Source organism: Caulobacter sp. FG7, from assembly GCF_057808875.1.
In genome coordinates, this window is the sequence record NZ_JBMDIW010000033.1 from 1 (window position 1) to 14,978 (window position 14,978).

Genomic DNA, 14,978 nt, shown 5'->3' on the forward strand with positions numbered 1-14,978 from the left:
GGCCGGGGTCGGCGCAGCAGGAGCCGGAGCCGGCTTGGCGGCGGCGGCTTCGGCGGCGGCCTTCGCGGCTGCAGCCTTGGCGGCGGCTTCGCGAGCCGCGGCGGCCTCGGCGGCGGCGCGGGCGTCAGCGGCGCGACGTTCTGCGGCCTGGCGTTCCTGCGCTTCGCGAGCGGCCTCGATGGCGCGCTGGCGAGCGCGCATCTCGTCCTGCGACAGACCGCCGGCGGCTCCACCGCCGCCTTGCGGGCGCGGCGCGTCGTGGCGACGCTCGGCCTGGGACGGCGCGGCGAGGTTGCCGGAAGCCGGCGCATGCGGGCGCGTGCGCTTCGTCTCGACAACCACCGTCTTGGTCCTGCCGTGGCTGAAGCTCTGCTTCACAACGCCGGCGCTCACCGAGCCCTGGCGGGGCTTCAGGGTGATGGGCGCGCGCCCACCGGGGTTGGAACCAGGCCGACCGTTATCGTTCTCGTCGCTCATGCGCTCGCTTGTACTTCCGCCGGGCGGGTTCCCGGCCCAAAAACCGATCAATCCATACGAGAAAGGGGCCCGGACGTACCTCCAATAGGAAGCGCGTTTCCCGGCCCTTCGCTCAAGAGCGCGACGCCAGCGGCGGCTTGCTCCAACATTCAGGTTCTAGGCTCTTTTCGCCATCGAATGAAGCCATCCGAGGACGTATCGAAGCCTAGGGCTCCTCGTTCTGACGCACCACCCAGTCCGGCGGCGTGAAAGGACGGAAGCCTGATAACCGCTCGACGTCCAAAGTCCAGCGATCCGTGCCTCGCCCCGCGAGGAGCGCCGTGTGTATCACATTCTCCCCGCCCAAGGCCAAACCCAATTCGTCGGATGTGAACATACCGAGGATTCTCGGGGTGTTCGGCGCTTTGCGGACAGCTGAAAAGACCTTGCGGCGGCCGTCATCGGCGCCGTCGGCGGCTTCGATCAGCCAGGCGGTCTTGCCCGAGGCCAGGGCCGCCAGAACCTTTTCGAACCCCGAGATAATGCTCCCGGAGCGTCGCGCAAGGCCCAGACCGTCCAGAACCCGCTTGGCCAGCAGCCGTTCCACCTGGTCGGCCAGATCGGCCGGGGCGGAAAGCTTGGCCTTGGCCGAGCGCGAGAAGGCGTTCTTCTTGGCGGCGGCGGCGATCGACTCGCGGTCGGCCGCCACCCACATGCCGCGCCCCGGCAGCTTGCGGGCCACGTCGGGAATGACGACGCCGTCAGGCCCGGCCACGAACCGCACCAGGCGCGCCTCGTCGACAACCTCGCCCAGGACGATGTCCTTGCGCGCGCGGCTGGCTTCGGCGTGGGTCTTGGGAGCGGTCTGGTCGATCATGCGTCTTCAAAGGAAGCGGCCCTTCCGAGGATCGGAAGGGCCGGCTCTGTCTCTTACTGCTCTTCGGCGGCTTGTTCGGCGGGGGCTTCCTCGCCTTCGACCGGGGCGGCGTCTTCGACCTCGCCCTCGATCTCTTCCCCTTCAAGCTCTTCGCCTTCGACTTCTTCGTACTCCGGCTCCGGCGGAGCCTCGACCCAGCCCATGGCGATACGAGCGCGCATGATCAGGGCCTCGGCGTCGTCGGGCGACAGGTTGAAGCTCTCGAGGATGCCCGGCTCGCGCACGCGCTCGCCGCCCTTGCTCTCGAACCAGCCGCGCATGTCGTCGGGGACGAGGCCGGCCAGGTCTTCGATCGTCTTCACGTCGCCTTCGCCCAGGGCCACAGCCATGGCCAGGGTCACGCCCTCGACGCCCAGCAGTTCGTCCTGCACGCCCAGCTCGACGCGCTTGGCGTCCAGGGCGGCGGCTTCCTTCTCGAGGAATTCGCGGGCGCGGGCCTGCAGTTCCTCGGCGGTCTCGTCGTCGAAGCCTTCGATCGAACCGATCTCGTGGGTGTCGACATAGGCGACGTCTTCCACGGCGGCGAAGCCTTCGGTGACCAGCAGCTGGGCGATGACCTCGTCGACGTCCAGGGCTTCCTGGAACAGGGCCGTGCGCTCGGTGAACTCGCGCTGACGGCGCTCGCTCTCCTGGCTTTCGGTCATGATGTCGATCTGCCAGCCGGTCAGCTGCGAGGCCAGGCGGACGTTCTGGCCGCGGCGGCCGATGGCCAGCGACAGCTGCTCGTCGGGCACCACGACTTCGACGCGCTCGTCTTCCTCGTCCATGACGACCTTGGAGACTTCGGCCGGGGCCAGGGCGTTGACGATGAAGGTGGCTTCGTCTTCCGACCACTGGATGATGTCGATCTTCTCGCCCTGCAGCTCGGCGACCACCGCCTGCACGCGCGAGCCGCGCATGCCGACGCAGGCGCCGACCGGGTCGATCGAGCTGTCGTTGGAGATGACGGCCATCTTGGCGCGCGAACCCGGGTCGCGGGCCACGGCGCGGATCTCGATGACGCCGTCGTAGACTTCCGGCACTTCCTGCGCGAACAGCTTGGCCATGAAGCCGCCGTGGGCGCGGCTCAGCATGATCTGCGGGCCCTTGGTCTCGCGACGGACGTCGTAGATGTAGGCGCGGATGCGATCGCCGACGTTGAAGTTCTCGCGCGGGATCGACTGGTCGCGACGCATGATGCCTTCGCCACGACCCAGGTCGACGATGACGTTGCCGTACTCGACGCGCTTGACGCTGCCGTTGACGATCTCGCCCGAGCGGTCCTTGTATTCTTCGTACTGGCGCTCGCGCTCGGCTTCGCGAACCTTGTGCATGACGACCTGGCGGGCCATCTGGGTCTGCACGCGGCCGATCTCGAACGGCGGCAGGGCTTCTTCGTAGACCTTGCCGATCTCGGCGTCGCGCCAGGTGCGCTTGGCCGAGGTCAGGTGGACCTTGCCGATCTCGCCTTCCAGGTCGGCGTCGTCGGCGACGACCTCGATCACGCGCTTCTGCGTCGTCTCGCCCGTGCGCGGGTCGATCTTGACGCGGATGTCGTGCTCGGCGCCGTAGCGGGCGCGGGCGGCCTTCTGCAGGGCGTCCTCGATGGCCTCGATGACGACTTCCTTCTCGATGCCCTTTTCGCGGGCGACCGCGTCGGCGATCTGGAGCAGTTCAAGCCGGTTGGCGGCGATGCCGATGGCCATGGTCAGTCCTCTTCACTTTCGGACAAATCGTTGTCGTTCTCGGCGTCGACGCCGTCCTGGTCGATCCTGGCGGCGCGCGCATCGGCGCCCCGCTTCATCAGCTGGTCGGTCAGGACGAGCTTGGCGTCGACGATCCAGGCGAACGGGAAATAGACGGTGACGTCGTCCTCGCCCTCGATGTTGAGGCCGACCTGGTCGTCCTCGACACCGGCGAGCTCGCCCTTGAAGCGCTTGCGGCCCTCGGCCACGCGGTCGAGCTCGATGCGCACCTCGAGACCGGCATAGGTCTCGAAGTCCTTCAGGCGGGTCAGCGGGCGATCGACGCCCGGGCTGGAGACTTCCAGGGTGTATTCGCCGGCGATCGGGTCGGCGGCGTCCATCACCTCGGAGATGGCGCGCGACAGCTTGGCGCAGTCCTCGACATTCATGTCGCCGCCGCTGCCGTCTTCCAGCAGGGGGCGTTCGGCCATGATCTGCAGGCGGCGCTGTTCGGCCCCGCCCATCAGGCGCAGGCGGACGATCTCGTAGCCGGTGGCTTCGGCGACGGGATCGAGCATCTCGATCAGGTCCAGGTCTTCTCGCGTCTTGCCGCGCACGGTTCTCTTCTCGGTTTCGTGGCCGTCCGCCCAGACCCAGAAGGCCCAGCTGGCGAGCGACCAAAGAAAAAGCGGCAGCCTTTCGGGCCGCCGCTCGAAAGCGCCAATCAGCGCTAACGGACGATGTAGGAGCTATATAGCGCGATAGGCGAGCGTGTGGAAGCCCCCTCCTGGCCCCGGCCCACGCGGCGCGCGAGAGACCTTTGCAAGGGCGCAAGGCCAAGCGGCAAAAGCTGTTCTGGCGGTCACTCGACAAGCTGGACCACAGATCGAAGTTGCTTTTGGAGGCGCAAGTCGAGGGGCGGACACGCCCCCTCTTTCGCATCGCAACACTTGTGGCCTATACAGACGGCCGCTTGAGGCCCGCCTCCCCGCGGGAACCTTCCCACAACGAAGAGTCACTATGGACCTCTCCAAGATCGCCGTGGGCGTGAACCCGCCCTACGACCTGAACGCCGTCATCGAGATCCCGCAGGGCGGTGAGCCGGTGAAGTACGAGATCGACAAGGAAAGCGGCGCCCTGATGGTGGACCGCTTCCTGCACACGGCGATGTTCTACCCGGCCAACTACGGCTTCATTCCGCACACCCTGGCCGACGACGGCGACCCGGCCGACATCATGGTCGTGGGCCCGACCCCGGTGGTGCCCGGCGCGATCATCCGCTGCCGCCCGATCGGCGCCCTGATGATGGTCGACGAAGCCGGGTCTGACGAAAAGATCCTGGCCGTGCCGGTCGACAAGCTGCACCCCTTCTACACGGGCGTGAACAGCTGGCGCGACCTGCCGACCATCCTGACCGAGCAGATCGCCCACTTCTTCCAGCACTACAAGGACCTGGAAAAGGGCAAGTCGACCAAGATCACCGGCTGGGCCGATCCGGACGAGACCGCCGAACTGATCCGCGCGGCGATCAAGCGTCACGACGAGAACTACTGATCCTTCAAGGATCAAGATGCGGCGCCGGGGACCTCTCCGGCGCCGTTTTCTTTTGCGGCTTCGAGCCCCGGGTGTGACCTTCGCGACCTTGCGCCGGGGGCCGCTCGACCCCATAAGCTCGCCGGATGAGCGAGACCCCGCAAAAGCGCCTCTATATCAAGACCTACGGCTGTCAGATGAACGTCTACGACAGCGAGCGCATGACCGACGTCCTGCGTCCGTTGGGCTATGGCGTGGTCGATGATCCCGAGGGCGCGGATCTCGTGGTGCTCAACACCTGCCACATCCGCGAGAAGGCCACCGAGAAGGTCTATTCCGAGCTTGGCCTGATCAAGCAGATGAAGGACCGCAAGGCCCAGTCCGGCGGCAAGATGACCATCGCCGTGGCCGGCTGCGTGGCCCAGGCCGAAGGCCAGGAGATCATGAATCGTCAGCGGGCGGTGGACCTGGTCGTCGGCCCGCAGGCCTATCACCAGCTGCCCGAGCTGATCGCCCGCGCCCACCGGGCCTCTGGTGAACGGCTCGCCGCCGACTTCGCCGCCGACGAGAAGTTCGACGCCCTGCCGGCCGAACGCCACGTCACCGGCGTCACCGCGTTCCTGACCGTGCAGGAGGGCTGCGACAAGTTCTGCACCTTCTGCGTGGTGCCCTACACCCGCGGCGGCGAGTGGTCGCGCCCGGTGAACGACATCGTCGAGGAGGCCAAGCGCCTGGCCGGCGCCGGCGTTCGCGAAGTCACCCTGCTGGGCCAAAACGTCAACGCCTATGACGGCGACGGCTCGACCCTGGCCAAGCTGGTGCGCAAGCTGGCCACGATCGATGGCCTGGACCGCATCCGCTACACCACCAGCCACCCGCGCGACATGGGCGACGATTTGATCGAGGCCCACGGCGAGCTGCCGCAGCTGATGCCGTACCTGCACCTGCCGGTGCAGGCGGGCAGCGACAAGATCCTCAAGGCCATGAACCGCGACCACACGGCCGAAAGCTATGTGAAGCTGATCGAGCGCATCCGCGCCGCCCGGCCCGACATCGCCATGAGCGGCGACTTCATCGTCGGCTTCCCCGGCGAGCGCGACGGCGACTTCGAGAAGACGCTGGAGCTGGTGCGCGAGGTCGGTTTCGCCAGCGCCTTCTCGTTCAAGTATTCGCGCCGTCCCGGCACGCCGGCCTCGGCCATGCCCGGCCAGGTCGACGAGGCCGTGAAGGCCGAGCGCCTGGACCGCCTGAACCAGCTGCTCGACGACCAGCAACGGGCCTTCAACGCCAGCCAGGTCGGCAAGACCCTGCCGGTGCTGTTCGAGAAGGCCGGCCGCCACCCCGGCCAGATCGTCGGCCGCAGCCCCTACCTGCAAGCCGTCCACGTTTCGGGCGGGGAGCATCTGATCGGGACGATCGTTCCCGTCCGTATCGAGAGCGCCGCCAAGATGAGCCTGGCCGGCGTGCTCGCCAACGAACCCGCTTTGGAGACCGCGTGAGCCGCACGCCCGAGTTCCTGCCGCTTTCCGACGACGCCGTCGTCGCCGTCACCGGCCCGTCCGGCCGCCATGCCGCCCTGATCGAGGACGCCTTCAAGGTCCTGCTCGAGACGCCCGGCGGCGGCGTCAAGATCACCGGCGACGTCAAGGGCCGCTCGGCGGCCAAGCGCGCCCTGCTGGCCCTGGCCGAGCGCGCCGACGCCGGCCATGAGGTCGTGGAAGCCGACATCCGCGTGGCCGTGGGCGAAGCCCACAGCGCCGGCGGCCAGGCCTCGCCGCGCGCCGTGCGCCGCGGCGCGGTCTCGCCCAAGACCAAGAACCAGGCCGCCTACATGGAGCAGATGGCCCGGCACCCGCTGGTCTTCGGCCTGGGTCCGGCCGGCACCGGCAAGACCTTCCTGGCGGTGGCCCAGGGCGCGGGCATGCTGCTGCGCGGCGAGGTCGACCGCCTGATCGTCACCCGCCCCGCCGTCGAGGCCGGCGAGAAGCTGGGCTTCCTGCCGGGCGACCTGAACGAGAAGGTCGACCCCTACATGGCCCCGGTCTGGGAAGCCCTGACCGACATCATGGGCGCCGAGCAGCTGCGCCGCCGCCGCGACAAGGGCGAGATCGAGGTCGCCCCGATCGCCTTCATGCGCGGCCGCACGCTTGCCCATGCGTTCGTCATCGTCGACGAGGCCCAGAACTGCTCGCGCCTGCAGATGAAGATGGTGCTGACCCGCCTGGGCGAAGGCGCCCGCATGGTGGTGACCGGCGATCCGACCCAGATCGACCTTCTGAACCCCCGCGACTCCGGCCTGGCCCACGCCGTCTCGATCCTCGACGGCGTCGAGGGCGTGGCCGTGGCCCGCTTCACCGCGACCGACGTCGTGCGCCACCCGCTGGTGGAGCGCATCGTCAAGGCCTACGACGCCGACGCGGCCCTGGTGGCGACTCCCCGATGATCACCGTCGATATCGAAATCGAAGACGAGGCCTGGACCAAGGCCGAACCCGAGGCCGAGGCCCTGGTCTGGCGCGCGGCCCAGGCCGTGCTGGACGCCCACGAGGACGTCGAGGGCCAGGGGATCGTCATCCTGCTGGCCGACGACGACAGCGTTCAGGCGCTGAACCGCGACTTCCGCCAGAAGGACTACGCCACCAACGTGCTGTCCTTCCCCTCGCCCCAGGATCCTGCGGCCAATCCGGAAGGCCAGATCGGCGACATCGCCCTGGCCTACGGCGTCTGCGCCCGCGAGGCGGCGGAACAGGGCAAGCCCCTGAGCCACCACCTGCAACATCTTGTGGCGCACGGGGTGCTGCATCTCTTAGGATATGACCACGAGGGCGACGAAGAGGCCGAGGCCATGGAAGCGCTCGAACGCGAGATCCTGGCGGGACTGGACGTTCCCGATCCCTACGCCGACGAGAGGTGAAAGCCTAAAGGCATGCCTGACGACGACCAGAGTTCCACGCCCGCCGGTCCGGCCAGATTCAGCCGGGGCCTGCGGGCGTTCTTCCGTGAGCTGCGGCGGGCCGCGCCGGTCAAGCGCGCGCGCGCGGTCGATTCCGACGACGCCGCCGCGCCCGACCTCGTCGACCAGGCCGAGGCGTTCAAGACCCTGAAGGTCGGCGACCTGATGACCCCCCGCCCCGACGTGGTGGCGGTCGAGCTCGACACCCCGTTCGCCGTTGTCGTGGCCCAGTTCGTCGAGTCCGGCCATTCGCGCATGCCGATCTATCGCGAGGCCCTGGACCAGCCGATCGGCGTGGTCCACGTCAAGGACGTGTTCCGGCTGCTGGCCGACGGCGACCTGCGCCCCGAGCCGGAGGCCCGCGTCCTCAAGCAGCTGCGCCGCGACATGTTCCTGGTGCCCGCCTCGATGCGGGCCGCCGACCTGCTGCAGCGCATGCGCACCAAGCGCGTTCACATGGCCATGCTCATCGACGAATTCGGCGGGGTCGACGGCCTGGTGACCATCGAGGACCTGATCGAGAGCGTGGTCGGCGACATCGACGACGAGCACGACGACGCCCAGGTGGCCACCGTGATCGCCCGTCCCGGCGGCGTCTTCGAAACCGAGGGCCGCACGCCGCTGGAGGACCTGGAGGCCGCCCTGGGCGAGACCCTGGACCCACCCGAGCACGAGGAGGAGGTCGACACCGTCGGCGGCCTCGTCGCCGCCCTGGCCGGCCAGGTGCCCGAGCCGGGACAGGTGGTGCGCCACCCCGCAGGCTTCGAGCTGGAAGTTCTGGAGGCCGACTCCCGACGCGTCCTGAAGGTGCGCGTGCGCCGCGCGCCGGAGCCTGCCGAGGCGCAGACCTCGCTCGCCCCGGTGGACGCTCCTTGAACCTGCGCGCCCTGACCGCCGCTTCCCCCTGGCGCGACCGCGTGCTGGCGCTGGTCGCGGGCCTCGCCGCGGCCCTGGCGCACCCGCCGTTCGGGATCCTGCCCGGCCTGCTGGGCTACGCCCTGCTGCTGTGGCTGCTGGATACGATCGACGGCCCCAGGCCCTTGCGCGGGGCCTTCCTGCGCGGCTGGCTGGCCGGCCTGGGCTATTTCGGCCTCGGCACCTGGTGGATCGGCGAAGCCTTCCTGGTCGACGCCGCCAACCAGGGCTGGATGGCCCCGTTCGCCGTGACCGCCATGGCCGCGGGCCTGGCCCTGTTCTGGGGCGCGGGCGCCGTCCTTTACCGCCGCCTGCGCCCGGCCGGCGCGGTGCGCTTGCTGGCCTTCGCCGCGGCCCTGTCGGCGCTGGAGTGGGTGCGCGGCCACGTGCTGACCGGCTTTCCCTGGAACCTGCCTGGCGAGACCTGGCGGGCCGGCTCGGCGCCGTCTCAGGCCGCCGCCCTGCTGGGCGCCTACGGCCTGACCTTCGTGACCCTCGCCATCGCCGCCGCCCCCGCCGTCTGGCGGCAAGGCAGGACGGGCAAGATCGCCGTCGGCGCGGCCGCCCTGGCGCTGGCCGGCCTCTATGGCGGCGGCGCCCTGGCGCTGAAGACCGCGCCGAGCCCCGTGACACTGGCCGCCCCCAAGGTCCGCATCGTCCAGGCTGACGTCCAGCAGTCGGCCAAGTGGGACGCCGCCAGCTTCCAGGCCATCGTCAACGACTACGCCGCCCTGACCGCCACGGCCTATGCCGACGGCAAGCCGGCCGACATCGTGGTCTGGCCCGAAGGCGCCCTGCCCGCCGCCATCAACGACTACCTCGCCCCCGGGACCTGGGTGCGCCAGGCGATCATGGACTCGCTGCAGCCAGGCCAGTTGCTGCTGATCGGCGGCTATCGCTACGAGGGGTCCGTCGAGGCGCCGGTCTACTACAACAGCCTTGTGGCCCTGCGCCGCGAGCCCGGCGACCTGGTCATGGTCGGCGTCTACGACAAGCACCGGCTGGTGCCGTTCGGCGAGTACCTGCCCGCCGACGGCCTGCTGACCGCCATCGGCTTCAAGAGCATGGCCCACCTGGGCGACGGCTTCGCCACGGGACCACGCCCTGCCCCGCTGAGCGTGGCGCCGGGCCTGAAGGTCCAGCCGCTGATCTGCTACGAAAGCCTGTTCCCCGGCCTGGCCCGCCCCGACGCCGGCGTGCGGGCGCTGGTCAACGTCTCCAACGACGCCTGGTTCGGCGTCACCTCCGGCCCGCTGCAGCACCTGAACCTGGCTAGCTATCGCGCCATCGAAGCCGGCAGGCCGATGATCCGCGCCACCCCCACCGGCGTCTCGGCCATGGTCGACGCCCAGGGCCGCGTGGTCGAGGGCCAGCGCCTGAACCTGGGCGTACGCGGGGTCATCGACACCCGCCTGTCCGCCGTCGGTCGCGACACGCCGGCCTCGCGGCTGGGCGACTGGCCGCTGGCGATCCTGCTCCTCGCGTCGGCGGCGATCTGTATCGGCATCTCACGTATCGGCGGTCAGAAGTTTGCCGCTGCGAAAGATATGGGCTGAACTAAAGCCGTAATCTTAGGTCTATGCCTAAGCATGACCGTCGCCCCCGAATCCCCCGCCGAAATCGAGCGTTCGCCCAACCCCGTCGACCTGCATGTCGGCGCCCGCATCCGCATGCGCCGCAAGATCCTGGGCGTCAGCCAGGAGAAGCTGGCCGAGAGCCTGGGCCTGACCTTCCAGCAGGTGCAGAAGTACGAGCGCGGCGCCAACCGCGTCAGCGCCAGCAAGCTCTACGAAATCGCCCGTAGCCTGCAGGCCCCCGTCGCCTACTTCTTCGAAGGCCTTGCCGATCCGTCCGAACCGGCCGACGGCGAAGCGCGCAACGACCACCAGGTGCACGAGTTCCTGATGACGCCCGAGGGCCTGGAACTGGCCTCGCTGTTCCCGCGCCTGAACCGCGCCCCCGTGCGCCGCCGCATCCTCGACCTCGTCCGGTCGATGGCCGAGGAAGAGGCCTAGACCCTCCGGCCCGGCCTCTGGGCCGGGCGCCTCGCCCGCACGCCGGAGCTCGAAACGTAGCCGGCCGGCTTGCGGACATAAACTTATCTTTATATGGTCCTCGCTAAGCTCGCGGGGCCGGTCGCCGCGTGGGCGCTGGACTCTAAGCCGGAGCCGTCCACTTGAGCCGTTCGTCCTACATCTTCACCAGCGAAAGCGTCTCCGAAGGCCATCCCGACAAGGTCGCCGACCGGATCAGCGACACCGTCGTCGACGCGTTCCTGACCGCCGACCCCGAAGCCCGGGTGGCCTGCGAGACCCTGGTCACGACCAATCGCATCGTGCTGGCCGGCGAAGTGCGCGCGGGCAAGCCGGGGGGCGACAAGAAGGCCAACAAGGAACTGACCAAGGACATCATCAAGTCCCTGGAGCCCAAGGTCCGCGCGGCCATCAAGGACATCGGCTACGCCCAGAAGGGCTTCCACTGGGAAAAGGCCAAGTACGCCTGCTACCTGCACGGCCAGTCGGCGCACATCGCCCAGGGCGTCGATGCGACGGACAAGAAGGACGAAGGCGCCGGCGACCAGGGCATCATGTTCGGCTACGCCAGCACCGAGACCCCGGAGCTGATGCCGGCCACGCTGCAATACAGCCACAACATCCTCAAGCGCCTGGCCGAGCTGCGCCACTCCGGCGAGCTGCACGAGCTCGAGCCCGACGCCAAGAGCCAGGTGACCCTGGAGTACGATGGCGCCGGCGTGCCTCAGCGCGTCGTCTCGATCGTCGTGTCGCACCAGCACAAGAAGAAGATCGACGGCAAGACCCCGACTTCCAAGCGCGTGCTCGACCTGATCAAGCCGCACATCCTGCCGATCTTCCCCGAAGGCCTGATCACCAAGAAGACCCAGTGGCTGATCAACCCGACCGGCCGCTTCGAGATCGGCGGTCCGGACGGCGACGCCGGCGTCACCGGCCGCAAGATCATCGTCGACACCTACGGCGGCGCGGCCCCGCACGGCGGCGGCGCCTTCTCGGGCAAGGACCCCACCAAGGTCGACCGCTCGGCCGCCTATGCCTGCCGCTACCTGGCCAAGAACGTCGTGGCCTCGGGCCTGGCCGACCGCTGCACGATCCAGATCGCCTACGCCATCGGCGTGGCCCAGCCGGTCTCGTTCCACGTCGACCTGCACGGCACCGGCAAGGTGGACCCGGCGGTCCTGGAAAAGACCCTGCCCCAGCTGATCGGCGGCGCCACCCCGCGCTCGATCCGCGAGCACCTGCAGCTGAACCGCCCGATCTACGCCCGCACCGCCGCCTACGGCCACTTCGGCCGCACGCCGGACAACGAAGGCGGCTTCTCGTGGGAGAAGACCGACCTGGTGTCGGAGCTGAAGGGCCTGGCGTAAGCCTTTCCCTCCTTCCGAATTGAGAGCGGGCCCCGGTCGTGAGATCGGGGCCCGTTTTCATTTCTCGCTCGAGCCTCTAAAGACCCGCTCCATGACCAATCCTCAACAGCCCCACGGCCCGCTGCGCTCGTTCGGCCGCCTGAAGTCGCGGCCGGTGAAGCCGCGCCAGCAGGCCCTGCTCGACACCCTGCTGCCGACCATCGCCGTGCCGCACGAGGCCTTCCAGCCGCGCGACCTGCTGCCGGACGCCAAGGAGACCTGGCTGGAGATCGGCTTTGGCGGCGGCGAGCACATGGCCGCCCAGGCCGGCCGCCGGCCCGACGTGCTGGTGATCGGGGCCGAGCCGTTCGTCAACGGCGTGGCCAGCGCCGTGCGCCATGTCGAGGAACAGGCCCTCTCGAACGTCCGCATCCACGAGGGCGACGCCCGCGACGTGGTCGGCTGGCTGCCCGACGCCTCGATCGACCGCCTGTTCGTGATGTTCCCCGACCCCTGGCACAAGGCCCGGCACAACAAGCGCCGGATCATCCAGCCGGAGTTCGTGACCGAGCTGGCCCGCGTGCTGAAGCCGGGCGCGGCCTTCCGCTTCGCCACCGACTGGGCCGACTACGCCGAGTGGACGATCGAGCGGGTGCTGGCCAGCCCCGCCTTCCGCTTCGCCGAAGAGGGGGTCGACCGCCAGGCCATTCCCGCCGACCACGTGACCACCCGCTACGAGGAAAAGAAGCTGGGCGACTGCGCCCCGGTGTTCCTCGATTTCGTGCGCACCTGATCCACGCACCGGGTCAGGCCAAAAGAAAAGGGCGCGGGATGAACCCGCGCCCTTTTGTCTTGATCAGGATCAATCACTCTTCGATCGGCACGCCGTAAAGTTCGAGCCGGTGATCGATCAGCTTGTAGCCGAGCTTCCTGGCGATCGCGTGCTGCAGGGCCTCGATCTCCTCGTCCACGAATTCGACGACCTTGCCGGTCTTCATGTCGATCAGGTGGTCGTGGTGATGGGTCGGGGTCTCTTCGTAGCGCGAGCGACCGTCACGGAAGTCATGGCGCTCGATGATGCCGCTCTCCTCGAACAGGCGCACGGTGCGATAGACCGTGGCGATCGAGATGTGCGGGTCGATGGCGTGGGCCCGACGGTGCAGCTCCTCGACGTCCGGATGGTCGTCGGCCGACGACAGTACGCGCGCGATGACCCGACGCTGGTCGGTCATGCGCATGCCTTTTTCGATACAAAGCTTTTCGAGGCGGTCCAAGGCGGCGTCTCCGTCGGGGATTCGCGGGCACAATAGGCAATCGATTCCTAAGTGTTAAGCGCCCGCCGCATGACGACGGCGTCCTTGGCGCCGTCTGGATGGGGATAATAGCCCTTCCTGAGACCCACTTGCGAAAAGCCGGTGGCCCCATAGAGGGCGATGGCGGCGGCATTGTCGGCCGCCACCTCAAGGAACAGGTCGAAGGCCTTGGCTTCGGCGGCGATCCCAGCCGCCATCTCGACCAGGGCGGCGCCCCAGCCGCGCCGGCGCGTGGCCGGATCGACGGCGATGGTCAGGATCTCGGCCTCGCCGGCGATGGCCCGGCACAGGATGAAGCCCCGCGGCTCGTCAGGCTCGCCCGAGGAACCGAGTACGGCGAAGACGCCGGGCGAGTTCAGCAGCGCCTCGAACTCGGTCGGGGCCCAGGGGCGGTCGAAGGCCCTCTCGTGCAGGTCCGCCAGGTCCCAGCACGCTTCCAATCCGACGGGACGCAGGTTCATGGCGTCGGCATCGTGGCGTAGGGCGCGCGCAGATAGAGCGGCCGTGGCGAATGGGTCGGGGCGGGCCTCGTGGCCGCCAAGCGGGCGATGGCCACGGGATCGGCGACGGCGAGGTCCAGGCAGGTCGCGCCGGGCAGCACGCCGTCCAGCAGGGCCGCGCCCGCGCCCACCAGGGTGGCCGGGCCGCCGGAATAGAGTTCGGCCAGGCGAGCGGTCGCCGAGCCGATGTCGAGGGCGTCAGGGGCCATCAGGGCCGTCCCTCCGTCGAAGACCTGCAGGTAGACCTGGGCCATCTTGGCGTCGAGCACGGCCGCGACGAAGCCGGAGGCCCCCGAGGAGGCCGCCAGGGCCTCCAGGCTGTTCACGCCCACGCAGGGGATCGACAGGGCCTCGGCGAGGCCCTTGGCGAACGACAGGCCCACGCGCAGGCCAGTGAACGAGCCCGGGCCGACGGTGACGGCGATGCGGTCGAGATCGGAGAAGGCGATCCCGGCCTCGGCGGCGACCGCCTTGGCCAGGGGCGCGATGCGCTCCTGGTGGCCGCGGGTCATGGGCTCGGTACGGGCGGCCAGGGCGCGGCCGCCCTCGATCACGGCGACCGACGAGGCCGCCAGGCAGGTGTCGACGGAAAGAACGCGCAAGATCAGGCGGCCCCGACCTGGGCGGTCTCGGCGGGGCGCCAGACGAATTCGTTGAGCTGGCCCTTGGCCTTCAGCGTCGCCTCGTCGGGCACGCCGCCCTTGGTCCAGCCCGGCACGCCGAAGACGTAGGAGACCGTCGGCGCCTCGGGGCGCACGCAGATGGTCTGGTTGACGGTGCGGCCCTCGCCGGCCCGGCACTGGTCGCGGGTGAAGCCCAGGGCCGCCCACTTGGCCAGCAGGCTCTCGCCCTTGGGGCCGCGCACGTCGCCGGCCGCCAGACGGATCTCGGCGATGCCGCCGTCGGCGCCCTTGCCGATCTCCAGCAGCGGGACGTTGTCCTGCTCGACGGTGATGATCGGTCCGGGCGGGCCGTCGCCCACATGGATGAAGGCGGCCTTGACCACCGCCTTGGGGAACAGGGCCTGGATCGTCGGCTGGTCGAAGGCGGTGGCGGCGGTAATGGGGCCGACGCCCGCGGCGGCCACCTGCAGCGGCCCGCCGACATAGGGCGTGATCTTGATCACGGCAGAGCCGTCGGCCGGCTTGGCCGCTTCCGGGGCGGCCTGGGCGGCCGGCTTGCCCGAAGGCTGGGCCGGGGTCTTTTCGGCGGGGCCGCAGGCGGCCAGCAGGGCCAGCGGCGCGGCGAGGAGCGCGAGACGGAGGGTCATGCCGTGGTTCTAGCGCGCCCTCCCCTCGCCGTCATCGCCCGGCTTGCCCAGGCGATGAC

General features: G+C 69.3%; 17 protein-coding genes. 9 read left to right on the forward strand and 8 right to left on the reverse strand.

Annotated elements, in window-relative coordinates:
• The 4 genes from ACODR1_RS21210 to rimP form a co-directional block, all read right to left on the reverse strand.
• Nucleotides 1-477, reverse strand: a 477-nt coding sequence (locus ACODR1_RS21210) for a translation initiation factor IF-2 associated domain-containing protein (RefSeq protein ID WP_488882211.1), incomplete at its 3' end; no start/stop codon positions are given.
• Between the two features lie 205 nt (nucleotides 478-682).
• Nucleotides 683-1,333 (reverse strand): RNA-binding protein, encoded by a 651-nt coding sequence (locus tag ACODR1_RS21215; protein ID WP_488882212.1) that lies wholly within the window; start codon nucleotides 1,331-1,333, stop codon nucleotides 683-685.
• Nucleotides 1,334-1,386: 53 nt separating this feature from the next.
• Nucleotides 1,387-3,078, reverse strand: a complete 1,692-nt coding sequence (gene nusA, locus ACODR1_RS21220; protein WP_488882213.1) for a transcription termination factor NusA — start codon at nucleotides 3,076-3,078, stop codon at nucleotides 1,387-1,389.
• Nucleotides 3,079-3,080: 2 nt separating this feature from the next.
• A complete protein-coding gene (rimP, locus tag ACODR1_RS21225) occupies nucleotides 3,081-3,785 on the reverse strand; it encodes a ribosome maturation factor RimP (RefSeq protein WP_488882258.1) in 705 nt (234 codons plus the stop codon).
• Between the two features lie 292 nt (nucleotides 3,786-4,077).
• Between rimP and ppa the strand changes: the two genes are divergently transcribed.
• The 9 genes from ppa to trmB all read left to right on the forward strand — a co-directional run bounded on the left by ppa (nucleotide 4,078) and on the right by trmB (nucleotide 12,629).
• Nucleotides 4,078-4,611: an inorganic diphosphatase gene (gene ppa / locus ACODR1_RS21230; protein WP_058347149.1), complete on the forward strand. Its 534-nt coding sequence runs from the start codon at nucleotides 4,078-4,080 to the stop codon at nucleotides 4,609-4,611.
• Nucleotides 4,612-4,736: 125 nt separating this feature from the next.
• A complete protein-coding gene (gene miaB, locus ACODR1_RS21235) occupies nucleotides 4,737-6,089 on the forward strand; it encodes a tRNA (N6-isopentenyl adenosine(37)-C2)-methylthiotransferase MiaB (RefSeq protein ID WP_488882214.1) in 1,353 nt (450 codons plus the stop codon).
• Nucleotides 6,086-7,033 carry a PhoH family protein gene (locus tag ACODR1_RS21240; RefSeq protein ID WP_488882215.1) on the forward strand — a complete coding sequence of 316 codons (948 nt, stop codon included), beginning with the start codon at nucleotides 6,086-6,088 and terminating at the stop codon, nucleotides 7,031-7,033. The genes miaB and ACODR1_RS21240 overlap by 4 nt, the downstream gene beginning before the upstream one ends.
• An 11-nt stretch (nucleotides 7,034-7,044) precedes the next feature.
• Nucleotides 7,045-7,503, forward strand: a complete 459-nt coding sequence (ybeY, locus tag ACODR1_RS21245) for an rRNA maturation RNase YbeY (protein WP_488882259.1) — start codon at nucleotides 7,045-7,047, stop codon at nucleotides 7,501-7,503.
• 12 nt (nucleotides 7,504-7,515) lie between these two features.
• Entirely contained in the window at nucleotides 7,516-8,418 is a 903-nt protein-coding gene (locus tag ACODR1_RS21250) for a hemolysin family protein (protein ID WP_488882216.1), read from the forward strand.
• Entirely contained in the window at nucleotides 8,415-10,013 is a 1,599-nt protein-coding gene (gene lnt / locus ACODR1_RS21255) for an apolipoprotein N-acyltransferase (RefSeq protein ID WP_488882217.1), read from the forward strand. The genes ACODR1_RS21250 and lnt overlap by 4 nt, the downstream gene beginning before the upstream one ends.
• Before the next feature lie 33 nt (nucleotides 10,014-10,046).
• Entirely contained in the window at nucleotides 10,047-10,472 is a 426-nt protein-coding gene (locus ACODR1_RS21260; protein ID WP_116490837.1) for a helix-turn-helix domain-containing protein, read from the forward strand.
• 161 nt (nucleotides 10,473-10,633) lie between these two features.
• Entirely contained in the window at nucleotides 10,634-11,857 is a 1,224-nt protein-coding gene (metK, locus tag ACODR1_RS21265) for a methionine adenosyltransferase (protein WP_488882218.1), read from the forward strand.
• Nucleotides 11,858-11,948: 91 nt separating this feature from the next.
• Complete coding sequence (gene trmB / locus ACODR1_RS21270) at nucleotides 11,949-12,629, forward strand: tRNA (guanosine(46)-N7)-methyltransferase TrmB (protein WP_488882219.1); 681 nt, start codon at nucleotides 11,949-11,951, stop codon at nucleotides 12,627-12,629.
• A 73-nt stretch (nucleotides 12,630-12,702) separates the two neighbouring features.
• Here trmB and ACODR1_RS21275 read toward each other — a convergent pair whose 3' ends face one another.
• From ACODR1_RS21275 to ACODR1_RS21290, 4 genes are read right to left on the reverse strand one after another with little or no spacing between them, the layout of a single operon-like run.
• The gene (locus tag ACODR1_RS21275; RefSeq protein WP_109101055.1) at nucleotides 12,703-13,110 is read right to left on the reverse strand and encodes a Fur family transcriptional regulator; all 408 of its coding nucleotides are present in this window, start codon (nucleotides 13,108-13,110) and stop codon (nucleotides 12,703-12,705) included.
• A 47-nt stretch (nucleotides 13,111-13,157) separates the two neighbouring features.
• Nucleotides 13,158-13,610, reverse strand: coding sequence for a GNAT family N-acetyltransferase (locus tag ACODR1_RS21280; protein WP_488882220.1), 453 nt, complete (start codon nucleotides 13,608-13,610; stop codon nucleotides 13,158-13,160).
• Nucleotides 13,607-14,251, reverse strand: coding sequence for a tRNA (adenosine(37)-N6)-threonylcarbamoyltransferase complex dimerization subunit type 1 TsaB (gene tsaB, locus ACODR1_RS21285; protein ID WP_488882221.1), 645 nt, complete (start codon nucleotides 14,249-14,251; stop codon nucleotides 13,607-13,609). The genes ACODR1_RS21280 and tsaB overlap by 4 nt, the downstream gene beginning before the upstream one ends.
• A gap of 2 nt (nucleotides 14,252-14,253) precedes the next feature.
• The gene (locus ACODR1_RS21290; protein WP_488882222.1) at nucleotides 14,254-14,919 is read right to left on the reverse strand and encodes a DUF1131 family protein; all 666 of its coding nucleotides are present in this window, start codon (nucleotides 14,917-14,919) and stop codon (nucleotides 14,254-14,256) included.
• Nucleotides 14,920-14,978: the final 59 nt, after the last annotated feature.